At 67.7% G+C, this 23239-nt stretch carries 21 protein-coding genes and 1 pseudogene; 18 read left to right on the top strand and 4 right to left on the bottom strand.

Annotated elements, in window-relative coordinates:
- The first annotated feature begins 174 nt into the window (after positions 1-174).
- From rpsL to tuf, 4 genes are all read left to right on the top strand, one after another.
- Entirely contained in the window at positions 175-546 is a 372-nt protein-coding gene (gene rpsL / locus ACH4G3_RS23870) for a 30S ribosomal protein S12 (protein WP_003948652.1), read from the top strand.
- A gap of 2 nt (positions 547-548) precedes the next feature.
- Entirely contained in the window at positions 549-1019 is a 471-nt protein-coding gene (gene rpsG, locus ACH4G3_RS23875) for a 30S ribosomal protein S7 (protein ID WP_003998848.1), read from the top strand.
- A gap of 39 nt (positions 1020-1058) precedes the next feature.
- Positions 1059-3185, top strand: coding sequence for an elongation factor G (gene fusA, locus ACH4G3_RS23880; protein ID WP_086559327.1), 2127 nt, complete (start codon positions 1059-1061; stop codon positions 3183-3185).
- A gap of 156 nt (positions 3186-3341) precedes the next feature.
- On the top strand, positions 3342-4535 hold the full coding sequence (tuf, locus tag ACH4G3_RS23885) for an elongation factor Tu (protein ID WP_020274921.1): 1194 nt from the start codon (positions 3342-3344) through the stop codon (positions 4533-4535).
- 97 nt (positions 4536-4632) lie between these two features.
- Here the strand turns inward: tuf and ACH4G3_RS23890 are convergent, their stop codons facing one another.
- The 3 genes from ACH4G3_RS23890 to ACH4G3_RS23900 form a co-directional block, all read right to left on the bottom strand.
- The gene (locus tag ACH4G3_RS23890; RefSeq protein ID WP_397626425.1) at positions 4633-4794 is read right to left on the bottom strand and encodes a hypothetical protein; all 162 of its coding nucleotides are present in this window, start codon (positions 4792-4794) and stop codon (positions 4633-4635) included.
- Complete coding sequence (locus ACH4G3_RS23895) at positions 4791-5654, bottom strand: helix-turn-helix domain-containing protein (RefSeq protein WP_397626426.1); 864 nt, start codon at positions 5652-5654, stop codon at positions 4791-4793. The genes ACH4G3_RS23890 and ACH4G3_RS23895 overlap by 4 nt, the downstream gene beginning before the upstream one ends.
- Positions 5655-5925: 271 nt before the next feature.
- Entirely contained in the window at positions 5926-6336 is a 411-nt protein-coding gene (locus ACH4G3_RS23900) for an ATP-binding protein (RefSeq protein WP_397626427.1), read from the bottom strand.
- Between the two features lie 152 nt (positions 6337-6488).
- On the opposite strand from ACH4G3_RS23900, the gene ACH4G3_RS23905 reads away from it, so the two are divergent.
- Together ACH4G3_RS23905 and ACH4G3_RS23910 are read left to right on the top strand one after the other, a co-directional pair.
- Entirely contained in the window at positions 6489-7367 is an 879-nt protein-coding gene (locus ACH4G3_RS23905; protein ID WP_274818443.1) for a helix-turn-helix domain-containing protein, read from the top strand.
- A complete protein-coding gene (locus ACH4G3_RS23910) occupies positions 7364-7564 on the top strand; it encodes a DUF397 domain-containing protein (protein WP_397626428.1) in 201 nt (66 codons plus the stop codon). The genes ACH4G3_RS23905 and ACH4G3_RS23910 overlap by 4 nt, the downstream gene beginning before the upstream one ends.
- Here the strand turns inward: ACH4G3_RS23910 and ACH4G3_RS23915 are convergent.
- Positions 7561-8055, bottom strand: a complete 495-nt coding sequence (locus ACH4G3_RS23915; protein WP_397626714.1) for a hypothetical protein — start codon at positions 8053-8055, stop codon at positions 7561-7563. The two genes, ACH4G3_RS23910 and ACH4G3_RS23915, sit on opposite strands and share 4 nt — an antisense overlap.
- Positions 8056-8150: 95 nt before the next feature.
- Here ACH4G3_RS23915 and ACH4G3_RS23920 point away from each other — a divergent pair, with 95 nt between their 5' ends.
- From ACH4G3_RS23920 to ACH4G3_RS23975, 12 genes and pseudogenes are all read left to right on the top strand, one after another.
- Positions 8151-8666 (top strand): hypothetical protein, encoded by a 516-nt coding sequence (locus tag ACH4G3_RS23920; RefSeq protein WP_397626429.1) that lies wholly within the window; start codon positions 8151-8153, stop codon positions 8664-8666.
- Between the two features lie 65 nt (positions 8667-8731).
- Positions 8732-9379: a hypothetical protein gene (locus ACH4G3_RS23925; RefSeq protein WP_397626715.1), complete on the top strand. Its 648-nt coding sequence runs from the start codon at positions 8732-8734 to the stop codon at positions 9377-9379.
- 246 nt (positions 9380-9625) lie between these two features.
- Positions 9626-10684 carry a LacI family DNA-binding transcriptional regulator gene (locus tag ACH4G3_RS23930; protein WP_397626430.1) on the top strand — a complete coding sequence of 353 codons (1059 nt, stop codon included), beginning with the start codon at positions 9626-9628 and terminating at the stop codon, positions 10682-10684.
- A gap of 466 nt (positions 10685-11150) precedes the next feature.
- On the top strand, positions 11151-12626 hold the full coding sequence (locus ACH4G3_RS23935) for a glycoside hydrolase family 32 protein (protein WP_397626431.1): 1476 nt from the start codon (positions 11151-11153) through the stop codon (positions 12624-12626).
- Positions 12627-12736: 110 nt separating this feature from the next.
- Positions 12737-14080, top strand: coding sequence for an ABC transporter substrate-binding protein (locus tag ACH4G3_RS23940; protein ID WP_397626432.1), 1344 nt, complete (start codon positions 12737-12739; stop codon positions 14078-14080).
- A gap of 77 nt (positions 14081-14157) precedes the next feature.
- Positions 14158-15147 (top strand): carbohydrate ABC transporter permease, encoded by a 990-nt coding sequence (locus ACH4G3_RS23945; protein ID WP_397626433.1) that lies wholly within the window; start codon positions 14158-14160, stop codon positions 15145-15147.
- Between the two features lie 2 nt (positions 15148-15149).
- Positions 15150-15986: a carbohydrate ABC transporter permease gene (locus ACH4G3_RS23950; protein ID WP_397626434.1), complete on the top strand. Its 837-nt coding sequence runs from the start codon at positions 15150-15152 to the stop codon at positions 15984-15986.
- Positions 15987-16148: 162 nt separating this feature from the next.
- Positions 16149-16733 (top strand): annotated as a pseudogene (locus ACH4G3_RS23955) (putative T7SS-secreted protein); the annotation flags it as partial.
- 25 nt (positions 16734-16758) lie between these two features.
- A complete protein-coding gene (locus tag ACH4G3_RS23960; protein WP_397626435.1) occupies positions 16759-17250 on the top strand; it encodes an Imm26 family immunity protein in 492 nt (163 codons plus the stop codon).
- Between the two features lie 325 nt (positions 17251-17575).
- Positions 17576-18076: a hypothetical protein gene (locus tag ACH4G3_RS23965; protein WP_397626436.1), complete on the top strand. Its 501-nt coding sequence runs from the start codon at positions 17576-17578 to the stop codon at positions 18074-18076.
- 126 nt (positions 18077-18202) lie between these two features.
- The gene (locus ACH4G3_RS23970; protein WP_397626437.1) at positions 18203-18613 is read left to right on the top strand and encodes an SUKH-3 domain-containing protein; all 411 of its coding nucleotides are present in this window, start codon (positions 18203-18205) and stop codon (positions 18611-18613) included.
- 96 nt (positions 18614-18709) lie between these two features.
- Complete coding sequence (locus tag ACH4G3_RS23975; protein ID WP_397626438.1) at positions 18710-23239, top strand: DUF6531 domain-containing protein; 4530 nt, start codon at positions 18710-18712, stop codon at positions 23237-23239.

Consider the following 23239-nt stretch of genomic DNA (forward strand, 5'->3'; position numbering starts at 1 on the left):
TGCCCTGGCTCTCGTGCGTGCCATCACCCGCACTGCGAGCTGACACCGGCCACCGCAATCTGCGCTTAATTCTGCCTGGCGGCGGGAGTCCGCGAGATTCGACACACCCGACCGCGTGGGTCGGCGACGTTCCAGGTTAGCTTCACCATTCGGCACACAGAAACCGGAGAAGTAGTGCCTACGATCCAGCAGCTGGTCCGCAAGGGCCGGCAGGACAAGGTCGAGAAGAACAAGACGCCCGCACTCGAGGGTTCGCCCCAGCGTCGCGGCGTCTGCACGCGTGTGTTCACGACCACCCCGAAGAAGCCGAACTCGGCCCTGCGTAAGGTCGCGCGTGTGCGTCTGACCAGCGGGATCGAGGTCACCGCTTACATTCCGGGTGAGGGACACAACCTGCAGGAGCACTCCATCGTGCTCGTGCGCGGCGGCCGTGTGAAGGACCTGCCGGGTGTTCGCTACAAGATCATCCGCGGCTCGCTCGACACCCAGGGTGTCAAGAACCGCAAGCAGGCCCGCAGCCGCTACGGCGCCAAGAAGGAGAAGTAAGAATGCCTCGTAAGGGCCCCGCCCCGAAGCGCCCGGTCATCATCGACCCGGTCTACGGCTCTCCTCTGGTGACCTCCCTGATCAACAAGGTGCTGCTGAACGGCAAGCGCTCCACCGCCGAGCGCATCGTCTACGGCGCCATGGAGGGCCTGCGCGAGAAGACCGGCAACGACCCGGTCATCACGCTGAAGCGCGCTCTCGAGAACATCAAGCCGACCCTCGAGGTCAAGTCCCGCCGTGTCGGTGGTGCCACCTACCAGGTCCCGGTCGAGGTCAAGCCCGGCCGTGCCAACACCCTGGCGCTGCGCTGGCTCGTCGGTTACTCCCGCGCCCGTCGCGAGAAGACCATGACCGAGCGTCTGCTCAACGAGCTCCTCGATGCCAGCAACGGCCTGGGTGCCGCTGTGAAGAAGCGCGAGGACACGCACAAGATGGCCGAGTCCAACAAGGCCTTCGCGCACTACCGCTGGTAGTCGCAGACCCCATCGAGACCGAGAGAAGACTGAAGCCTTATGGCTACCACTTCGCTTGACCTGGCCAGGGTCCGCAACATCGGGATCATGGCCCACATCGACGCGGGCAAGACGACCACCACCGAGCGGATCCTGTTCTACACCGGCGTTTCGTACAAGATCGGTGAGGTCCACGACGGCGCCGCCACCATGGACTGGATGGAGCAGGAGCAGGAGCGTGGCATCACGATCACCTCTGCTGCCACCACCTGTCACTGGCCGCTCGAGGGCAACGACTACACCATCAACATCATCGACACCCCGGGTCACGTCGACTTCACCGTCGAGGTGGAGCGCTCCCTGCGCGTGCTCGACGGTGCCGTGACGGTGTTCGACGGTGTCGCCGGCGTTGAGCCCCAGTCCGAGACCGTGTGGCGTCAGGCGGACCGCTACGGCGTTCCGCGTATCTGCTTCGTCAACAAGCTCGACCGCACCGGCGCGGAGTTCCACCGCTGCGTCGACATGATCAGCGACCGCCTGGGCGCGCAGCCGCTGGTCATGCAGCTGCCGATCGGCGCCGAGGCGGACTTCAAGGGCGTCATCGACCTCGTGACGATGAAGGCCCTGGTCTGGTCGGCCGAGGCGACCAAGGGCGAGATGTACGACACCGTCGACATCCCGGACACCCACGTCGAGGCTGCCGAGGAGTACCGCGGCAAGCTGCTCGAGGCCGTCGCCGAGAACGACGACGAGCTGATGGAGCTGTACCTGGAGGGCACCGAGCCCACCGTGGAGCAGCTCTACGCAGCGATCCGTCGCATCACCATCGCGTCCGGCAAGGGCGGCGGCACCACCGTCACCCCCGTGTTCTGCGGTACCGCGTTCAAGAACAAGGGCGTTCAGCCCCTGCTCGACGCGGTCGTGCGCTACCTGCCCACCCCGCTCGACGTCGAGGCCATCGAGGGCCACGACGTCAAGGACCCGGAGCAGGTCATCGCGCGCAAGCCGTCGGACGAGGAGCCCCTCGCCGCGCTCGCGTTCAAGATCATGAGCGACCCGCACCTCGGCAAGCTCACCTTCGTCCGCGTGTACTCCGGCCGCCTGCACTCCGGCACCGCCGTGCTGAACTCGGTGAAGGGCCGCAAGGAGCGCATCGGCAAGATCTACCGCATGCACGCCAACAAGCGTGAGGAGATCGAGTCGGTGGGCGCCGGCGACATCGTCGCCGTCATGGGCCTGAAGCAGACCACCACCGGTGAGACGCTGGCGGACGAGAAGAACCCGGTGATCCTGGAGTCCATGGACTTCCCGGCTCCGGTCATCGAGGTCGCCATCGAGCCCAAGTCGAAGGGCGACCAGGAGAAGCTCGGCGTCGCGATCCAGCGCCTGGCCGAGGAGGACCCCTCCTTCCAGGTGCACACCAACGAGGAGACCGGCCAGACCGTCATCGGCGGTATGGGCGAGCTTCACCTCGAGGTGCTCGTCGACCGCATGAAGCGCGAGTTCAAGGTCGAGGCCAACGTCGGCAAGCCGCAGGTCGCGTACCGCGAGACGATCCGCAAGGCCGTCGAGAAGGTCGAGTTCACCCACAAGAAGCAGACGGGTGGTACCGGCCAGTTCGCTCGCGTGATCATCGCGATCGAGCCGATCGAGGGCGGCGACGCCTCCTACGAGTTCATCAACAAGGTGACCGGTGGCCGTGTGCCGAAGGAGTACATCCCTTCGGTGGACGCCGGTGCGCAGGAGGCCATGCAGTTCGGCATCCTCGCCGGTTACGAGATGACCGGTGTCCGCGTGACGCTGCTCGACGGTGCCTACCACGAGGTCGACTCCTCCGAGCTCGCGTTCAAGATCGCCGGTTCGCAGGCCTTCAAGGAGGCCGCGCGCAAGGCCAGCCCCGTACTGCTCGAGCCGATGATGGCCGTCGAGGTCACCACGCCCGAGGACTACATGGGTGAGGTCGTCGGTGACATCAACTCCCGCCGTGGCCAGATCCAGGCCATGGAGGAGCGGGCCGGTGCCCGCGTCGTGAAGGGCCTCGTGCCCCTTTCGGAGATGTTCGGCTACGTCGGCGACCTGCGCAGCAAGACGTCCGGCCGCGCCAGCTACTCCATGCAGTTCGACTCCTACGCCGAGGTTCCGCGGAACGTCGCCGAGGAGATCATCGCGAAGGCCAAGGGCGAGTAACGCACAGCGTCTGCACGCCGTAGGCTTGACTCCGGAGCCTTGAGGGGCATTCCGCCGCAATCATGGTGAGAGTGCCCCGGGGCCCGGGCTTTCCAGCAAAGATCACCTGGCGCCGATGAGTAAGGCGTACCAGAACCACTCCACAGGAGGACCCCAGTGGCGAAGGCGAAGTTCGAGCGGACTAAGCCGCACGTCAACATCGGCACCATCGGTCACATCGACCACGGTAAGACGACCCTCACGGCCGCCATTACCAAGGTGCTGCACGACGCGTACCCGGACCTGAACGAGGCCTCGGCCTTCGACCAGATCGACAAGGCTCCTGAGGAGCGCCAGCGCGGTATCACCATCTCCATCGCGCACGTCGAGTACCAGACCGAGACGCGTCACTACGCCCACGTCGACTGCCCCGGTCACGCGGACTACATCAAGAACATGATCACGGGTGCGGCGCAGATGGACGGCGCCATCCTCGTGGTCGCCGCCACCGACGGCCCGATGCCGCAGACCAAGGAGCACGTGCTCCTGGCCCGCCAGGTCGGCGTTCCGTACATCGTCGTCGCCCTGAACAAGGCCGACATGGTGGACGACGAGGAGATCCTGGAGCTCGTCGAGCTCGAGGTCCGTGAGCTCCTCACCGAGTACGAGTTCCCGGGCGACGACGTTCCCGTCGTCAAGGTCTCCGCTCTGAAGGCCCTCGAGGGCGACAAGGAGTGGGGCAACTCGGTTCTCGAGCTCATGAACGCCGTCGACACGGCGATCCCGGAGCCCGAGCGTGACGTCGACAAGCCGTTCCTCATGCCGATCGAGGACGTCTTCACGATCACCGGTCGCGGTACGGTCGTCACCGGCCGTATCGAGCGTGGTGTCCTGAAGGTCAACGAGACCGTTGACATCATCGGCATCAAGCAGGAGAAGACCACCACCACGGTCACCGGCATCGAGATGTTCCGGAAGCTCCTCGACGAGGGCCAGGCCGGTGAGAACGTCGGTCTGCTCCTCCGTGGCATCAAGCGCGAGGACGTCGAGCGCGGCCAGGTCATCATCAAGCCGGGCTCGGTCACCCCGCACACCGAGTTCGAGGCGCAGGCCTACATCCTGTCCAAGGACGAGGGTGGCCGCCACACGCCGTTCTTCAACAACTACCGCCCGCAGTTCTACTTCCGTACGACGGACGTGACCGGCGTGGTGACCCTCCCCGAGGGCACCGAGATGGTCATGCCGGGTGACAACACCGAGATGAAGGTGGAGCTCATCCAGCCCGTCGCCATGGAGGAGGGCCTGAAGTTCGCCATCCGTGAGGGTGGCCGGACCGTGGGCGCCGGCCAGGTCACCAAGATCAACAAGTGAGTCTTCGGACTGGCTTGAGGGTCCACTGACCTGAGTGGCTCGGAGGGGCCCGTACGACTTCGGTCGTGCGGGCCCCTTTGCTGTGCCCGATGCCCGTTCACGACTGCTGGGCAGCCGTCCCGGACGGTCCGAGGGCCAGGAGAACCAGGACCGTCACCCGCACGATGACGCCGCCGAGCAGGGCGGCGAGGAAGCCGTCGACGTGGAGGCCGTACTCCATCGCCTTGGCGAAGGCGTCGTCCTTGCTGGCCTGCCTCATGCCGATTCCAAGAGTTCGGTCCGGTCGTGTCGGCAGTCGCGGCAGTGGCCAGGGGTCGGCGCGCGGAAAGCGCGGTCGCAGCCGTCGCAGGTCTGGAATCGGTGTGGTGCGGTCGGCCGGGGCTCGGGGGCGCGGAACGGGGGCGGAGGTGGCAGCTGGGCCGTGAGGCGGTGGGCCAGGAGGGCGGCCGGGCGGTGGAGGGCCTCGGGTGGGAGGTCAGTCGTCAGGGCGTGGCGTACGGCGCTGGGAGAGACGTCGCGTTCCAGCCAGGCGGCGACGCCGGGGGCGAGGTGGGCGGTGTCGCGTGTGGAGAGGAGAAGGCGGGGGTTGTCTCGGCGGAGGCCTGCGAGGAGGTCCGTGGCCTGCTGGAGGAGTGCGGAGGCGGGGAAGGCAGGGTGCGGTACGGCGGGGAGGAGCTTGCTGCCGGGCCGCCCCGTCCGTTTCCTCGGGGCCTGGCGGGGGGCGTCCGTACCGCTGTGACCCGGCTGGTTGCAGGAGATCGTGCGGGTGATGATCCGGCCGTCGGGGACGCGTTCGCGCACGCGCCGCAGATAGCCGTGGGCCTCCAGCTCGCGCAGAGCGGCGGCGATACGGGTCGTGCCCTCCGGGAAGCGGGCGGCGAGGGACTTGATGTCGACTCGGGCGCCCGCGGGGAGCGACTGGATGTGCACACCGAGCCCGATCGCGAGCAGCGACAGCTCCGCGTGCTGGGCGAGGTGGTTGCCGATCACCGTGAAGCGGGCGGTGTGGCGGGTGTTGTCGTGAATCAGGCCGGCGCGCGGGTGCCGCCGGTTCGGGTGCTTCTTCCCGGTTACGGGGGTGTGGGCGTGCGAGGGCACGTTAGGGTTCTGCGTATCCATCAGGAGGGGTTGGAGCCTTCCTTGGTGGTCAGGCCCTCGCACTGGGATTGCCGTCCCGGCGGGGGCCGTCGCATGTCTGCGGTTGTTGCGCTGAGCGTAGGGCAGGCAAGGGCTCCTGAATCCAGCTGAGTTGGCGATGTTCACTCGCGTGAGTGAGGCGGCGGCCTGGGCGGGAGGGGTGGGGTTTGGTGGGGTTCTTTCATCTTCGTGTTCCTTGAGGGAGACCGACTGCGGCACCGGAGCGCGAGATGTTGGGACCCGGTGCTTCAGGTCAGAGGGTGAGTTCGGCCCACACCGTCTTGCGTGGTGGCAGGCCCGGGGTGACGCCCCAGCGGTCGGCGAGTGCGTCCACGAGGAGCAGGCCTCGGCCCGACTCGGCATCCGGGGGCGGGAGTTGAGGCGTCGGCAGTCGGTCACCCCGGGTGTCCGTGACCTCGATGCGGAGGGTGTCGGCCACGACGTAGAGGAGCAGGCGGAAGTCGCGGCCGGGGATGCGGCCGTGGGTCGCCGCGTTGATCGCCAGCTCCGCGACGATCTGCTCCGCCGGGTCCGGCGGCAGTCCCCAGGAGCGCAGTTGTTCCGTGGCCAGGAGACGGGCCAGGCGGGCGCCGCGTGGGGTGGGGGAGAGCTGCAGACTGAAGTGGCGGATGGGGGTGGCGAGTTCGGGGGATTTCTGCGTCACGTCACTCAGCGTGGCGGTCCGTGCCTACTGTGAACAGTGACTCAGCGGGTGCGTACGGTAACTGTCCGGAGCTTGTCCGGTCGTGTCCGGGCTGTCGGGGCCGGGCGTACGGGTAGGGCGCTGGGCACGGTCGTACGACGGAAGGGTACGGGATGACGGCGGTCGAGGCGGACGCGGGTCGGCTCAAGGGCGAGGCGGACGAGCCGGGTTGGGAGGTGGATCCGGACGACGAGTGGGGTGTCGCCGTCATCGCGACCGTCGGACGGCAGCTGAAGCTGCGGCGGGAGGCGGTGGGGATGCGGGCCGCCGAGTTCGGGACGGCGGTCGGGTACGGCGAGGACATGGTCTACAAGATCGAGGGCGGGAAGCGGATTCCCCGGCAGGACTATCTGGTCAGGGCGGATGAGGTGTTGGGGGCGGGTGGGCTGATCGCGGCGACGTGGGAGGACGTGAAGAGGGTCCGGTATCCCAAGAAGGTGCGGGAGCTGGCCAAGTTGGAGGGGCAGGCGGTTGAGATCGGGGTGTACGAGTGCAACAGCGTCCATGGGCTGTTGCAGACACCGGAGCACGCGCGTGCCTTGTTCGAGGCGGCGCAGCCCCCGTATTCGCCGGACGATGTGGAGCGGATGGTGGCAGCTCGAATGGCCCGGCAGGCGGTCTTCGAACGCGATCCGGCCCCGTCGGTGCACTACGTCCTGGAGGAGGCGGTGCTGCGGCGACGGGTCGGGGGCACAATGGTGTGGCGACAGCAGCTCGAACACCTGCTGGAGGTGGGGCGGTTGCGCAGCGTCACACTTCAGATCATGCCGACGAACACCGATGCCCACCCGGGGGTGGACGGCAAGATCGAGCTGCTGAAGTTCCCGGACGGTTCGGCGGTGGGGCGTTCCGACGGTGCGTTCAGCGGGCGGCCGACCACCGATCCGAAGCAGCTCCGCATCCTTGAGCTGCGGTATGGCACCATCCGAGCGCAGGCACTCCCGCCGCGGGAGTCGCTGGCCTTCATCGAGCAAGTGCTGGGAGAAACATGATCCGCAACGCTTCTGCCGGGGACACCTCCGAACTGGCTTGGTTCAAGAGCAGCTACAGCAGCGGCACGGACGGCAACTCCTGCGTAGAGATCGCGATAGTGCCCCGCACTGTGCACGTCCGCGACTCCAAGCACACCGCAGGCCCCCGGCTCGCCCTCGCGCCGGAGGCCTGGTCGGAGTTCGTGGCGTCCGTCTAGTGCCGCTTGGCGTATGACCAGGTCACCGCGGTCATCAGGGCCGGGATGGCGAACAGCGGGGCGAAAGCGAACCCCCAGACGGTCTGGGCCGTACCGCTCGACATGTACGTCTGGCTCTCGGCGGTGAAAGCGACGACGAGTTGCCACAGCGCCACCAGGACGAGGACGCCCGAGGCGGTCCAGGCCAGCGGGGCGAGGACCCTGGGGTGCAGCGGCCTCCACCGGTCGCTGACGAGCAGCAGCGGAAACAGGGCGGCCAGCTCCGTGAGGACGGAGAGGCCGACGACGTATGCGATGCCCCAGCCCGGGATGTCGAAGACGTCGCGCAGCACTTGGTCGCTGTAGCCCACATGGACGCCGGATGCCATGGCGATGCGCCACAGGCCGGACGGGACGGCGCACAGCGCGATGGCGTGGGCGGCGCGGCGAGCCCAGACAGGCGCAGGTGCGGAGGCGGGCAGAGGTGCGGTCGCTGTCGTCATGACGTACATGCTGGCCTTGGACATGGCGGCCACGCTTCGTCCGCTACGGCGGGCCGTATCCGCCGTGCGGAGGAGGGCGCACCGGAATCGCGTAACACTGGGGCATGACTTCAGAACCGGCTCACGAAGACCTCGACCTGGACGCGATCGAGGAACTGTGTACCGCCGCGACCCCGGACCTGGTATTCGCCGTCAGAGCCAGGGAAGCGGTGCCGCGACTGGTGGCGGAGGTCAGGCGCCTGCGCCGGCTCGTCGAGTACGGGGCGTGTCCCACAGCCGGCGCGACGGGCACGGAGTTTGTACTTCCGCTCGATGAGGAGATGCTCGCGTACTTCCGTGAGATGGCTGAGGTGCTGGTGGAGCGGGTCGGTATCTCCCGTGCCGAGGCGGTCGCGCGGATCAACGCGACGTACGGGGCGGGAGAGTCGGCCGCTTGGGGTGTGGGCCTGATGGCCCACGAGCTGCCGGAGTACTGGGCGTACGGGACGTACTACAGCCCGGATCACCGGGACCGCCTTCCCATCGGAGACCCGACCGCGGACGCGGACATCGACTTCAGCAAGCTCCCCGTACGCCCCGCACCTCCGAAGGCCTCACCGTTCTGGACGCTGGAGGAGTAGTGGCACGATGAGCGCACGAGTGATCGACTGATCGTGTGATCGAGCGAAACGGGGAGGCCGGCGCCATGGCCCGCTACATGGAGGCACTGACCGTCGAGAGGGGCGGTTTCCGGATCAAGGTGCCGGAGTCGTGGTGGGAGTTCGACGTACGGCCGGAGTCGCGGGACGACTCGATCCGCCGGATGGTGAACGAACGGGTGCGGCAGCGCCCGGAGTTGGAGCAGTACCGGGACACGTACGTCGACTTCCTCAAGAAGGCCGCCGCGGACGCGTGGAAGTCGGGCGCGCTGTACTGCGGCTGCATGGCGGAGAGTTTCGGCGGGGACACGCCGATCACGGGGTCGGTGACCGTCTCCCTGGTGGGCGGGCGTAACGAGCGGGGTGAGCCGCTGTCGAACGACCCGGCCGTCATCGCGAGCCAGCTCGCGGTCAAGGAGGCCAAGCGGGACGGGGACTCCTGGCGGAAGGTGACGACCGTCGACATCCCCGGAGTCGGCCCGGCGGCGCGGACCTACGGCATCGAGGACATCCCCGTACCCGGCGACGCGCTCAACCGCACGGTCAGGGCCGTGCTGATGCAGACGTACGTTCCCGTGCCGGGCCAGGAGGGCAAGGTGGCCCTGGTGGCGGGCAGCAGCCAGGTCCTCGACCTCGCGGACTCGTTCTTCGACATCTTCGACGCGATCACGTCCACGTTCCGTTTCACGGGTTGAGTGGGGCAGGCATGCGGCAGGCATGCCGTCACGGGCTGCCGAAGCCTGAAGCCCGGACTCCCCCATGAACGGGGCCACTTCCCGCACGCGGTGAGCACGGCCGTCCGCCTGATCGTCGAGGCGACACGCGGCGGCTAAGAGTTTGTAACGAGCCATTGACAGGAGCTCCGGCCATGGGCACTCTCGTGTGCACACGGTTGGCTAAACGATTTACCAACCCGGAATCCACTACTTTGGGCAGGGGCAATGGCGCGCCGGATCGGGATCAAGGACGTGGCCGCGGCGGCAGGCGTGTCGACCGCGACCGTGTCCCACATCCTGAACGGCGTCGAGGGCAAGCGGGCCAGCGCACAGACGCGGCAGCGTGTCCTCCAGGTCGCCGAGGAGCTCGGGTACGCGCCGAACGGACTCGCCCGTGGGCTGAGGCTGCAGCGGTCGCAGACCATCGGCTTCGTCAGCGACGAGATCGCCACCACCCCCCATGCCGGCCGGATGATCCTGGGCGCCCAGGAGGCAGCAGCGGCCGAGGGACTGGTGCTGCTGCTGGTCAACACCAGCGGTGATGCCGAACTGGAGCGCACCAGCATCGAGATGCTGCTCCAGCGGCAGGTGGACGGCGTGCTGTACGCGGCGATGTACCACCGCACCGTGCGCCTGCCGGAGAGCCTGCGCTCGACTCCCACCGTGCTGCTGGACGCGCGCTCGGAGGACCCCGCCATCCCGTCCGTCGTGCCCGACGAGGTCCACGGCGGCTACACGGCGGTACGGGAGCTGACCGACCACGGCCACCGCAGGATCGGCGTGACCGTGCAGACCGTGGACCTTCCCGCCCGGCAGGGCCGCCTTGAGGGCTACCGCAAGGCGCTGGCCGAGGTCGGTGTTCCCTACGACCCCTCCCTGGTCGCCGCCGAGACGGCAGTGCCTTTCGGCACGACCCCGGGTGACGTGGAGACGGGCTACCGGGCTGCGCGGCGACTGCTCACGGCGGAGCACCGGCCGACGGCGTTGTTCTGCTTCAACGACCGGATGGCCGCAGGCGCTTACCGGGCTGCCGCCGAACTGGGGCTGTCCATCCCCGGCGACCTGTCGGTCATCGGGTTCGACAATCAGGAGCTGGTCTGCGAGTCCGTCTACCCCGCGCTGAGCACGGTTCAGCTCCCGCACTACGAGATGGGGGCACGGGCTGTGGCCCGGTTGCTCGAACTCAACAAGCCTCCGGGCCGGCCACCGGGCCCGGATACTCAGGAGATGCTGCTTTGCCCGCTGGTGGCGCGGGCATCGGTCGCTTCGCCGCCCCGACTCTGACCCCGGGACGGCGAAGCAATTCACACCATGACAGGCGACCGTTGCGACCGGTCGTCATCCCTGTCAGTACTTGGAACACAGTGAGGGTACACACATGTCCCCTGAGATTTTCAACGAGCCGTCGAGCCGCCGCGGCCTGCTGACGCCCGACAGCGCCCCCGCCGCCCGGGCAGGCGCGGGCGAGCCGTGCCCCGCGCGTTCCTCCGGTTCCCGCACCACCCCGGCCTCTTCGGTGCGAGGGCACTGACACCTCGCATTCCTCACCCACCGGGCGTCGGCCCCGCCCGTCAGCAAGCCGCCACCGCAACTCGCCGCCGGCCTCACGCCGGACCACACGCCCGTCGTCATGCCGTCGGGCGGGCCACGAGTGCCGGTGGAGGCCACCTTCTCCTACGAGGGAATCGTGACCGGCGCCGTCCGCTGATGGCCCTTCGCACGCTCTCTGTACATACCGAAAGGCACGTGTGTGTCCACCGCGCCCTGTGATCCGTACCGGCCTGTCGCGCACCTGCGGCCGCCCCGCAACTGGATCAACGACCCCAACGGGCTGGTCTTCCACGACGGCCACTACCACGTCTTCCACCAGTACAACCCCTACGGTGCGACCCACGCGAACATGCACTGGGGCCATTTCCGCAGCCCTGACCTGCTGAGCTGGGAACAGCTGCCGATCGCGCTGTCCCCCACCTCGGGTGGCGAGGACGCCGACGGCTGCTTCTCCGGCAACGCCGTCTCCGACGGCGACCGGCTGATCGCCTTCTACTCCGCGAACCGCTGGGACCGCTCGCCCCAGCATCAGCCGGTCACCACCGCCACCTCCCTCGACGGCGGACGGACCTTCGCCCCGCGCGGGGAACTGCTCATCCCCGAGTGGCCCGAGGGCTGCACCATGTACCGCGACCCGTACGTCTGGCAGGACGGCGACGGCTGGCGGATGCTGGTCGGCGCCGCCCTCGCGGACGGCCGCGGCGCGGCTCTGCTGTACGAGTCGGCTGACCTGGAGGCCTGGACCTACCTGGGCCTTTTCGACGCCCGCGAGCAGGAGCCGGTCGGCGGTAGCGACCTGCACACCGGTGAGGGCTGGGAGTGCCCTCAGTACCTCCCGGCAAAGTCCGGACAGCCCGGTGCCCTCATCTTCAGCGCATGGAACCTTGCTGACGGCCCGCGCTGCGTCACCGCCCTGATCGGCGAGGAACGCGGCAACACCTTCGAGGCCGGCTCGCCCGTCTTCGTCGACCACGGCCCCGACTGCTACGCCCCCGCACTGCTGCGCGCACCGGGCGGCAGGTGGCTGCTGTGGGGCTGGGCCGGGGAAGCCCGGGAGGAATCCTGGGCGGTGGCGGACGGATGGGCCGGCATGCTCACCCTTCCCCGCGAGATCTCCGTCGACGGCGACGGCACGCTCCGGCAGCAGCCCGCCGCCGAACTGCTCGGCCGGCGCGGCGAACACACCGTCCACGCCGAGGGCGTCGCCCACGGTCCGGAGCCGGTGGAACTCGGCAGTGTGGGCAGCGCCTTCGACATGACAGCCCGTCTGGAGCCGGGCCCGGCGGCTGGTCTGCGGCTGCTCACCACCCCGGACGGCCACGAGTACCTCGACATCCGGCTCGACGCCGCCGCCGGCGAACTGGTCGTCGACCGCGAGCACGCCTCGCTGGACAAGCGTGCCCAGGGCGGCTCCTACCGGATGCCCTGCCCCTCCGGTCAGCCGGTGGAGTTGCGCGTGGTCGTCGACCACTCCATCGCCGAAGTCTTCCTCACCGCCACCGGACAGGTGCTCACCCTGCGCTTCTACCCGACAGGCGGCGGCCCGTGGCGCCTACAGGCGCGCAACCCGACCGACGCGCCCCTGGGCTTCGCGGTCGACGCCTGGGAGCTGCTGCCTCTCACGATCAAGGAGCCGAGCACCGGCACCGAACTGCCGCAAGGGCAGTCCACATGACGGATCCATCGCCACGTCGCCGTGGCCGAGGCCCGTGGCGATCCCGGATCGCCCCCCTGCAACGCCGCACCACCCACCCTCACCCGCACCACATACCGGAGGCACCCACCATGAACGCCGGAAGCAGAAGGTTCCGTCGGGCGGTTCCGGCCGCCCTGGCCCTCGCCCTTCCCCTGGCCGCGCTGGCCGCCTGCGGTGGAGGCGGCACCACCGGCGCCACCGCCGAGAAGGGCAGCGGTACCGGCACGATCACCGTCTGGGCCCACCAGGGCCAGGAGAGCGAGGCCACCGCCATGCAGAACGCGGTGAAGTCCTTCAACTCCTCGCAGGACAAGATCAAGGCCAAGCTGACCCTGATCCCCGACAACGACTACACCAAGACCATCACCACCACCGACGCCTCCAAGCTGCCGGACGTGATGGAGTTCGACGGCCCGACCATGGCGAACTTCGTCTACAACAAGAAGCTCGCCCCGATGGACGACTACGTCTCCAGCAAGACCCTGGCCAACGCCACGGACGCCATCAAGGCGCAAGGCGAGATCGACGGCCGGCACTACGGGCTGGGCATGTTCGACTCCGGGCTCGGCATCTACGGCAACAAGAAGCTGCTGGACGCGGCCGGGGTGAAGTACCCCACCGGCGTGTCGGACGCCTGGACCGCGGAGGAGTTCACCGCGGCCGTGAAGAAGCTGGCCGCCAAGGACTCCGACGGCAAGAGCCTGGACCTGCAGGAGAACAACGGCTACGCCACCGAGTGGGGCACCTACGGCTTCGCCCCGATCGTCTGGTCGGCCGGCGGCTCGCTCCTGGAGAACGGCAAGGCCGAAGGCGGCCTGGACACCCCGGAAGTGGCGTCGGCGCTGAAGACCTTCCAGGGCTGGAAGAAGTACACCGACTCCAACACCGACGGAAACGCCTTCGCCAAGGGCCGCGTGGGGCTGAGCTGGGTCGGACACTGGATGTACCCCACGTACAGCAAGGCCCTCGGCAAGGATCTCGTCGTGCTGCCCCTGCCCGACTTCGGCAACGGCTCCAAGACCGGCCAGGGGTCCTGGCAGTGGGGCATCGGCGCCAACACCAAGAACGGCAAGGCCGCCGGCGCCTTCCTCGACGCCCTCCTGAACGACACCAACGTCGCCGCGATGACCACGGCCAACGGTGCCCCTCCCGGGACCAAGTCCGTGCTCGCCAAGAGTGAGCTGTACAAGCAGGGCGGCCCGCTCCAGCTCTTCGCCGACCAGCTCGCCAAGCCCTGCGGCGACAGCAAGATCGACAAGTCGTGCGTGGCCGTGACCCGCCCGGTCTCCGCCGGATACCCCACGGTCACCGCCAAGTTCAGCCAGGCGCTGAGCGACATCTACGGCGGGACCGAACCGAAGACCGCCCTGGAGAAGGCCGCCCGCGCCATCGACCAGGACTTCTCGGACAACGCCGGTTACCAGCTGCCGTAGCCGACATCCAGCAGCCGGGAGGGACGGGCACACCCCGACCGTGCCCGTCCCTCCCCGGCCGGAAGAGGACTCCTACCGTGACCACCGTGAATCCCGCACCCGCCACGCCCGCCGGGCGAGAGCCGTCCCCGCCACCGACCTCCGCCAAGCCCAGACGGTCCGGGCACAGGAACCGCGACGGGCTGCACGGACTGCTGATGTCCGCACCCGCCCTCGGCGGCCTCATCGCCTTCGTCGGCGTGCCGTTCGTCTACGCGGTCGTGCTCTCCTTCTACAACGTGCGGCTCGGCTCCCCGCTGGAGCCCACCTTCTTCGGCCTGGAACAGTACCGGCGCCTGTTCACCGACCCCGACATGTCCGGCCCGTTCCTGCGGGCCCTGCTGAACAACCTGACCTTCGCCGTTGTCGTGGTCCCCGTCCAGACCGGTTTGGCACTGGCGCTGGCGATCCTGCTGAACCGCAAGCTGAAGGCCATCGGCCTGTTCAGATCCCTGTTCTTCATGCCGGTCGTCTTCCCCATGGCCCTGGTCGCCGTCATCTGGCGGCTCATCCTGGCCCGCAGCGGCGACGGGCTCCTCAACTCCGCACTCGACGCAGTGAGCTTCGGCAACTGGGGCGCCTTCGACTGGCTCGGCGACGGACTCACCGCCATGGCCTCGATCATCGTGCTGTCCATCTGGCAGGGCGTGGGATTCCAGATGGTCATCCTCCTCGCCGGACTCCAGCAGATCCCCGGCGAACTCTACGAGGCCGCCCAGCTCGACCGGGCCTCCCGCTGGCAGCAGTTCCGCCACGTCACCCTGCCCGGCATCCGCGGCACCCTCGTCTTCGTCGCCACGCTCACCTCGGTGCTGTCGTTCCGCGTCTTCGACCAGGTCTACATCCTCGTCAAGGGCGGCGGACTCGACGAAGGCGCCACCCGCACCGTGATGTACCAGGCCGTCACCACCGCCTTCGACCAGAACAACATCGGCCAGGCCTCCGCGATCACCGTCGTCTTCTTCCTGATCGTCGTCGCCCTGACCCTCATCCAGCGCCGCGCCGTCCGCGCCGGCAACGAGGACTGACCATGACCCGCACACCCTTGCGCCGCTTCCTCGACTACGCCGTCCTGAGCGTGCTGGCCTTCGTCTTCGTCCTGCCCGTCCTCTACCTGGTCCTCGGCAGCTTCAAGCCCTCCGACGAAGTGCTCAGCGGCCTGACCGGCTTCCTGCCCACCCACCTGTCCCTGGACAACTACAGCGCCGTCCTGAACAGCTTCAACTCCGATGCCACCGGCTACTACTGGCGCTTCATGGGCATCTCGGTGCTCGTGTCGACCGTCGTGGTCCTCGGCGGGCTGATCGTGAACTCCATGGCCGCATACGGGCTTTCCCGACTGCGGTGGCGCGGCCAGGGCGCCCTCTTCACCCTCGTCCTGCTGCTCATGATGGTCCCGTTCGAAGCGGTGGCCGTCCCGCTGTTCTACCTGCTCAACGACCAGCGCAACACCATCTACATCCAGGCCCTCCCCTTCATCGCCAACGCCTTCTCCATCTACCAGTTCGCCACCTTCTTCCGCGCGATCCCGCCCAGCATCGAGGAAGCCGCCCGCATCGACGGCGCCGGCCCCTGGCGCACCTTCTTCGCGATCATCGTCCCGATGTCCAAGCCGGTGTACGCCTCGGTCGCGATCCTCACCTTCCTCATCCAGTGGAGCTCCTTCCTCTGGCCGGTCCTCATGGTCTCCGACCCCGCCGTACGCCCCCTGCCCCTGCAGATGAGCGTCTTCCAGGGCCAGCAGCCGGTGGACTGGGGCCAGGTCCTGGCATTCGGTGTCCTGCTGGTCCTGCCCGTGCTGATCGTCTTCGCGTTCTTCCAGCGGTGGTTCGTCCAAGGTGTCGCGAGCTCGGCGGTCAAGGGCTGAAGGGGTTTCACCGAGGGCTCGCTGCTCCGGGAGCGGGAAACCGGTCGCGCGCGGGCACGGTTCGGGACGTGGGATCCCGCGTTCCATCGAACGACTGTGCCCTGTAAGTTCACGTGTGCATACGGTTGTTGACGTAGATGTGCGCGTGACGGGGGTTGCGGTATGGCGGGGCACAGGCCTGCGGACTGGCATGTCCTGGACTTGGACAAGGACCCGACCCCTGGTGACCCGCAGCGGGTGCGCACGCTCGCGAAGCAGTTGCACGACTTCGCCGACGACGTCTCCGATGCCCTGCGCTTGGTCAAGGGCATGGCGGGCGAGGGCACGCTGCTTGAGTGGGCGGGCAAGTCGGCGGATGTGTTCAAGGAGGACTTCGCCGATGTCCCGAAGAACCTCAAGAAGCTGAAGAAGTCCTATGAGATGTGCGGGGACGCGCTGGCGGACTTCTGGCCGAAGCTGGAGCGCGCCCAGTCGCTGGCGGACAAGGCCCTGCGCAAGGGCCGTGAGGCGCGGGACAACCTCTCCGCAGCCCAGTCGCGTCTCGCCTCGGCGGACTCGTGGGTGACGCGGGCCGGCAAGGAGGCGGACAAGTACAAGGACGACCCGACCGGCAGGAAGTCGGATGCGGACAAGCCGGACGAGGCGAAGGTCCGCGCCGCGACCCGGGATGTGCAGCACGCCAAGTCGGCCCAGTCCAAGGCGCAGTCGGATGTCTCCGAGGCGCAGGATGCCCTGGCTGCCGCGAAGTTGGGTAACGAAAGGGGTCGGGCGTATGTCGCTGATCAAGATGAAGGGCCAGCGCCGTCAGCACCAGCCGGGTGACATCTTCGTGCTGCAGCCAGAGGGGCACGGATTCCGGTTTGGTCGAATTGTGAAGATCGGGCAGAGTGGACCGGAGGGCAGGTTCCCCGGAGGGATCCTCGCCTATGTGTATGACGTCCCTGCCGAGACCGATAAGCCGGACCTGTCGGCCCTGATGCCTGACCGGCTGCTGCTGCCGCCGTTCTTCACGGCGCCCTGGCCCTGGACCAAGGGTTACTTCAGGACTGTCGAGCACGAAGAGCTCAAGTCGGCCGACCTGCTGGCTCAGCACTGTTTCTTCGACCCCGCCCGAAGTGCCTACGTCAATGAGAACGACAAGGTGATCCCTGAGCGAACCGAACCCTGCGGTGTGTTCGCCCTGGCCAATTTCGCACTCTTCGAGAACCAGGTGGACGACGCTCTGGCCGGCCGGCTCGCACCGGCGCCATCTCCCAAGGCATAGTGACCGACACTTGATGCGGCGCCGGCCTTCCGCCTGCCGCGGCAGCGGACGAGTCGACTGATCTCGGTGAGGCAGAAAAGCGGGTGAATTCATTGGGTGATCCAGTAATGAAGGGAGGCCGCGTCCACCACTTCGCTTCCCGCGACCTGATGAGGAGGACGGGATCTACCGTTCGTTCCCGGCGCGGATCGACTCCTGGTAACGGAACACTTCCCCGTGATTTCGATCGGGAGAAGGTGGCGCTGCAGATTGAACAAAATGACCTGGCCGTCACCACGGGGGATACCTTCGTCGCTGACACTCTCAATCCCGAGGAATGGCATTGATGCCCGTAAATGTTGACGTAAGCGAAGAGCTGAGTCGGCTGTGCGACCTTGACCGGCTCACTGGTCAAGCCGTCGAAGCGGTTCTCGCCGCATCGGGATGGGAAGGCGAGCGCAGGAATCCGGCAAAGGAATGGGCGACAACCTGGAGGCGGGACGGCGCCGGCGCCTGGATCCAGGGCGACGGGCCGGTGGAGGTGGAGTTCACCCTCTGGTTCCGTGAGGTCGCCGACGAGTGGCCCGACCCGGACACGTACCTGGACGAGCTGTACGACGCTGCTGTCGCCGAACTCCCGGCCGTCGTCTCCCGGCTTGAGTCCGGAGCGCTCGGCGCTCGCCTCGAAGTGTCCGACGAGGACCTGACCAACGAGGCTGACTTCATCGACCACACGGCATGGAGGGTGTCCGGCAAGGTCCTTCTGGCAGGGGTCAAGCACGACGACACCGAAGCACCCGTACAACTTGTCGTCGTCCTGCGTGAGGGTGGTGCAAGTGGCTGCTGATCCGACACGTGGCTGGTCCCGGCGGACCGATGAAGTGCTGCGCCGCGCGGGCTGGCGGTCAGGCCGGCTCGGGGCCGACGGACACCTGGGAGTCGATCCTGCGTGAGCGTGGGTCCTTCGTGGCCCATGCTGCTGCGCGCCGGTTCCTCTCCGAATTCGGGGGGGCTAGTGACGTACGGCTGGCCCGCCGACACGATCACCACGTCGTCGGCGAGCCGTTTCGACCCTCTGAAGGCCGGTTGGCGCGACGAGCGGTTCGCGGGGACGAGCCGGGGAGCGGGGGCGTCCCTCTATCCCGTCGGCACGGCCGACGAAGGCGCCAGCTTCCTCGGCATCACCGAGCACGGGGCGCTCCACCTCGTAAGGGACCGTGTGGATCTGCTGGCCGAGACCACCGACCGGGCGCTGGACCGCCTGGTCGAAGTGCAGGCGGCCCGCCAAGATCGAGCGACAGGCTTGCAGGGGAGGGGCCGCCTTTACGGGTCCGACTTCGCAGGTCGCAGCTTCGCGAGAACCGCCTGCCGACCTTACGGCTGATTGTCCTACCGATCTTTTCATCCAACGTCTGTGCCTTGTAAGTTCACGTGTGCATACGGTTGTTGATGTAGATGTGCGCGTGACGGGGGTTGCGGTATGGCGGGGCACAGGCCTGCGGACTGGCATGTCCTGGATCTGGACAAGGACCCGACCCCTGGTGACCCCCAGCGGGTGCGCACGCTCGCGAAGCATCTTCACGACTTCGCCGACGACGTCTCCGAGGCGCTGCGTCTGGTCAAGGGCATGGCGGGCGAGGGCACGCTGCTTGAGTGGGCGGGCAAGTCGGCGGATGTGTTCAAGGAGGACTTCGCCGATGTCCCGAAGAACCTCAAGAAGCTGAAGAAGTCCTATGAGATGTGCGGGGACGCGCTGGCGGACTTCTGGCCGAAGCTGGAGCGCGCCCAGTCGCTGGCGGACAAGGCCCTGCGCAAGGGCCGTGAGGCGCGGGACAACCTCTCCGCAGCCCAGTCGCGTCTGGCCTCGGCGGACTCGTGGGTGACGCGGGCCGGCAAGGAGGCGGACAAGTACAAGGACGACCCGACCGGCAGCAAGAACGCCGAGAAACCGGACGAGGCGAAGGTCCGTGCCGCAACCCGGGACGTGCAGCACGCCAAGTCGGCCCAGTCCAAGGCGCAGTCGGACGTCTCCGAGGCGCAGGATGCCCTGGCTGCCGCCAAGAAGATGGCCGAGGACGCGCGCAAGATGCGCGAGGAGGCGGCGCGCGAGGCGAAGTCGAAGATCGACGAGGCCTCGGACGCGGGCATTCAGAACCGGTCGTGGTGGGAGGAGGTCGGCGACTGGTTCACGGACAACTGGGACAGCATCGTCGCGGTGTGCAAGGTCGTCGTGACCGTCCTCGGGATCGTCGCGATGATCATCGGCGGGCCGATCCTGGGAGCGATCGTGCTGATCGCCGCCGCGGTCGTACTCGCCGACACGCTCTATAAGTACTCCAAGGGGCAAGCGTCCCTATGGGACGTGGGGCTCGCCGCGTTGGACTGCATCCCGGGCATGAAGGGCCTGACCACCCTCGGCGGCCTCGCCAAGGGGCTGAAGGCCTTCGGTAAGACCGGCCTCAAAGGCATGGCACTCGGCGTCAAGGGGTTGGGTAAAGGCACCCGAGCGCTCAGCCGACAGATGAAGAAACTCGTCACCTGCGGCGACCCGATCGACATGGCCACCGGCCAGATGGTCATGTCCGAAACCGACTTCGTCCTGGACGGCGTACTCCCCCTGGAACTGGAGCGCCACCACCGCACGGGCCTCCGGTCCGGCCGCTGGTTCGGACCCGCTTGGGCGTCCACCCTGGACCAGCGACTGATTCTCGACCCCGACGGCGTCCGTTTCACCACGGCCGACGGCATGGTCCTCACCTATCCGGTCCCGGAGCAGGGCGCCCCTGTTCAGCCGGTCGAGGGGCCACGCTGGCCGCTGGAGTGGGACGGATCGGACGGCGGCACCATGATCGTGCGCCAGCCTGACTCCGGCCTGACCCTCAGCTTCCGGCCGCTGCCCGCCCGATCAGCCGCCGACCTCCCGCTGACCATGGTCAGTGACCGCAATGGCAACGCCATCGAGTTGGCGTACGGGTCTGACGGGGGCCTCGAAGAGATCACGCACACGGGCGGCTATCGCATCGGCGTGGCCACGAACCAGGACCGGATCACAGCGTTCACCCTGCTCAGTGACCCCGAGCAGCCGATTCTCATGCGTTATGCATACGACGCCGAGGCCAACCTCACGGAGATCTACAACGCCTCCGGGCTGCCGCTGCGGCTCTCCTACGACGCCCAGCGCCGCATCACCGGATGGGACGACCGTATCGGGACCTGGTACCGCTACACGTACGACTCTGCGGGCCGCTGCACCCGCACCACCGGCAAGGACGGCATCCTCGACTACACGTACGTCTATGACACGGAGAACCACACCTCCGTGGCGACGAACTCACTCGGCCACAGCACCACGTACCGCTTCAACGACGCCTATCAGCTCGTAGCCGAGACCGACCCGCTCGGGCACACCACGACCCGTACCTGGGACCGGTACGACAATCTCCTCTCCCTCACCGACCCGCTCGGCCGGACCACCACCTACGAGTACGACGAAATGGGCAATGTCCTACGGGTCGTTCACCCCGACGGCAGCTTCGCCGCGTACGCGTATGACACCGATGGCGCACTGATCTCGGCCACTGAACAGGACGGTGCCCGGTGGCAGTACGCGTACGACGAGCGTGGAAACGTCGTCACGATCACGGACCCCGCCGACGCGACCACTGGTTACGGCTATGACGAGCGCGGTGCGGTCGCTTCGGTCACCGACGCGCTCGGAAACGTGAGCCGGATGCGCAGCAACGCCGCGGGACTTCCGACGACGGTGCTCTCTCCGCTGGGTGCAGCCACGTGCTACGCGTACGATGCGTTCGGCCGTGTCCGGGAGGTCGTCGAGCCCGATGGCGGAACGACCGTGGTCGGCTGGACGACCCAGGGGCGCCCGGCCCAGCGAGCTCATCCCGACGGTTCCGTCGAGCAGTGGACCTACGACGCCGAGGGCAATCTCCTCACCCACACCGACGGGCGGGACCAAGTCACCTGGTTCGAACCCGCCCCCTTCGACAGAACTGCGGCCCGAACGGCCCCGGACGGCAGCCGGATCGAGTTCACCTACGACACCGAGCTCCGCCCCGTGTGCGTCCGCAACGCCCTCGGCCAGACCTGGACGTACGAGTACGACCCCCTGGGCAACGTCGTCGGTGAAACGGACTTCAACGGCAGGGCCGTCACCTACCGCTACGACGCGGCGAACCGCATCACCGAGCGCACGAACGGCGCTGGGCAGACTGTCCGTTACCGCCATGACCTCCTCGACCGGGTGGTCGAGCAGCGGGACTCGGAAGGCCGTGTCACCACCTTCGAGTACGACCAGGCCGGAGGCCTCGTCCGGGCGGTCAACCAAGATGCGGAGCTCCGCTTCACGTACGACCCGCTCGGCCGCGTACTGACGGAGAGCTGCAACGGCCGGACCCTGACCAACTCATACGACGCCGTGGGGCGCCGTCTCCAACGTCGGACCCCTGGCGGAGCGCTCAGCGAGTGGCGTTATGACGCCGCTCACCAGCCGGTTGAACTGCGCGGCTCCGGCCGGACGGTCGGGTTCGGGTACGACGCGGCGGGGCATGAGGTCCTGCGGGCCCTTCCAACGGGAGTGTCACTGCTCCAGGAATGGAGTGCCGCCGGCCATCGACTGCGCTCCCAAGCCGTGCGGACACCGGAAGGCACGGCCCACGGCATCGACCGGCGCTACTCCTATCGGCCCGACGGTCTGCCCAGCGCCATCACCGACTCCGGCACGGGCGCTGTGGCCTACGAGCTCGACTCGATCGGACGGGTCACCTCGGTCACTGCCACGGACCGGCGTGAGACGTACGCGTACGACGTCCTGGGCAACCTGATCCATTCCGACACGTCCGCAACGGCCGGCGACAGGGGCGCCGAGGTCCAGGGTCCGATGACCTACAGCGGCACACTGGTGCAGACCGCCGGCCGGTCCCGGTACGAGCACGACGCCCAGGGACGCGTGGTCCGTCACACGCGTGCCCTCCTGTCCGGCGGGACCCGCACCTGGCTCTTCACCTGGGACGCGGAGGACCGTCTGCGTGCCGTCACGACCCCCGACGGGCGTCACTGGCGTTACCGGTACGACCCTCTGGGCAGACGCATAGCGAAGGAACTCCTCTCCGCGGACGGCACGGCGGTGGTCGAGCGCACCGCCTTCGTGTGGGACGGCACACGGCTGGCCGAGGAGAGCTGCTCCGGCGGGGAAGCGGAGGGCGAGAAGCGCCTCACCACTTGGGACTGGGAACCGGGCGGGGACCGGCCCTTGGTCCAGCGCACCCGGTCCGGCGAGAGGCAGGCCGACGACGCGTCGGTGGACGAGCGGTTCTACTCCATCGTCACCGACCTCGTCGGCACGCCCACCGAGCTCGTCGACGAGTCAGGACAGACGGCATGGCGTTCCCGCCGCACCCTCTGGGGCCTGCCGCTGCGGGACCCGTCCCCGAGCACCGCCGACTGCCCGCTGCGTTTTCCGGGGCAGTACTTCGACGCCGAAACGGGGCTGCACTACAACCACCACCGTTACTACGACCCGGCAACGGCGCGCTACCACAGCCCTGATCCGCTTGGTCTGGAACCGGCACCGCACCACCACGCTTACGTCGTCAACCCGCTCGTGTGGATCGACCCGCTGGGCCTCGCGCCTTCGTGCAAGGCAGTCATCCGGCACTACACGGACAAGACCGGCTACAACAAGATCATGGGTGGTGGCGGCAAGGACGGCATCACCCTCAAGGTCCCGAGGAACACCAAGAGCAAGAACGCGACAGCGGTCTATGTAACGCCCATGAGCCCGGCCGACATCGCCAAGAAGCCCGGCGGCTTCAAGTCCTATCTCGGTCTCACCAAGGAAAAGAGCGAGTACATGATCGAGTTCGAGGTCGAGAAGAAACTCTTCTCGGGGCGCCTCAGGGGTGGTCGCGATCACATCTGGTTCTCCAACAACGACGTGGCCATCCCTCGGGACGCGATCAGGTATCACGGTCCGACATCGGGCTGGAAGGCCTGA

The organism is Streptomyces afghaniensis (assembly GCF_044327915.1).
In the GTDB taxonomy this organism is placed as follows: domain Bacteria; phylum Actinomycetota; class Actinomycetes; order Streptomycetales; family Streptomycetaceae; genus Streptomyces; species Streptomyces afghaniensis.

Bases quoted from the DNA above. Each gene is read 5' to 3' on its own strand.
- ACH4G3_RS23960 (WP_397626435.1), top strand. From the start codon at position 16,759: ATGTCGCTGATCAAGATGAAGGGCCAGCGCCGTCAGCACCAGCCGGGT.
- ACH4G3_RS23930 (WP_397626430.1), top strand. From the start codon at position 9,626: ATGGCGCGCCGGATCGGGATCAAGGACGTGGCCGCGGCGGCAGGCGTG.
- rpsG (WP_003998848.1), top strand. From the start codon at position 549: ATGCCTCGTAAGGGCCCCGCCCCGAAGCGCCCGGTCATCATCGACCCG.
- ACH4G3_RS23920 (WP_397626429.1), top strand. From the start codon at position 8,151: ATGACTTCAGAACCGGCTCACGAAGACCTCGACCTGGACGCGATCGAG.
- ACH4G3_RS23895 (WP_397626426.1), bottom strand. From the start codon at position 5,654: ATGGATACGCAGAACCCTAACGTGCCCTCGCACGCCCACACCCCCGTA.
- ACH4G3_RS23915 (WP_397626714.1), bottom strand. From the start codon at position 8,055: ATGTACGTCATGACGACAGCGACCGCACCTCTGCCCGCCTCCGCACCT.
- ACH4G3_RS23975 (WP_397626438.1), top strand. From the start codon at position 18,710: ATGGCGGGGCACAGGCCTGCGGACTGGCATGTCCTGGATCTGGACAAG.
- ACH4G3_RS23925 (WP_397626715.1), top strand. From the start codon at position 8,732: ATGGCCCGCTACATGGAGGCACTGACCGTCGAGAGGGGCGGTTTCCGG.
- ACH4G3_RS23905 (WP_274818443.1), top strand. From the start codon at position 6,489: ATGACGGCGGTCGAGGCGGACGCGGGTCGGCTCAAGGGCGAGGCGGAC.
- ACH4G3_RS23950 (WP_397626434.1), top strand. From the start codon at position 15,150: ATGACCCGCACACCCTTGCGCCGCTTCCTCGACTACGCCGTCCTGAGC.
- ACH4G3_RS23940 (WP_397626432.1), top strand. From the start codon at position 12,737: ATGAACGCCGGAAGCAGAAGGTTCCGTCGGGCGGTTCCGGCCGCCCTG.
- ACH4G3_RS23965 (WP_397626436.1), top strand. From the start codon at position 17,576: ATGCCCGTAAATGTTGACGTAAGCGAAGAGCTGAGTCGGCTGTGCGAC.
- ACH4G3_RS23970 (WP_397626437.1), top strand. From the start codon at position 18,203: ATGCTGCTGCGCGCCGGTTCCTCTCCGAATTCGGGGGGGCTAGTGACG.
- ACH4G3_RS23890 (WP_397626425.1), bottom strand. From the start codon at position 4,794: ATGAGGCAGGCCAGCAAGGACGACGCCTTCGCCAAGGCGATGGAGTAC.
- fusA (WP_086559327.1), top strand. From the start codon at position 1,059: ATGGCTACCACTTCGCTTGACCTGGCCAGGGTCCGCAACATCGGGATC.
- ACH4G3_RS23910 (WP_397626428.1), top strand. From the start codon at position 7,364: ATGATCCGCAACGCTTCTGCCGGGGACACCTCCGAACTGGCTTGGTTC.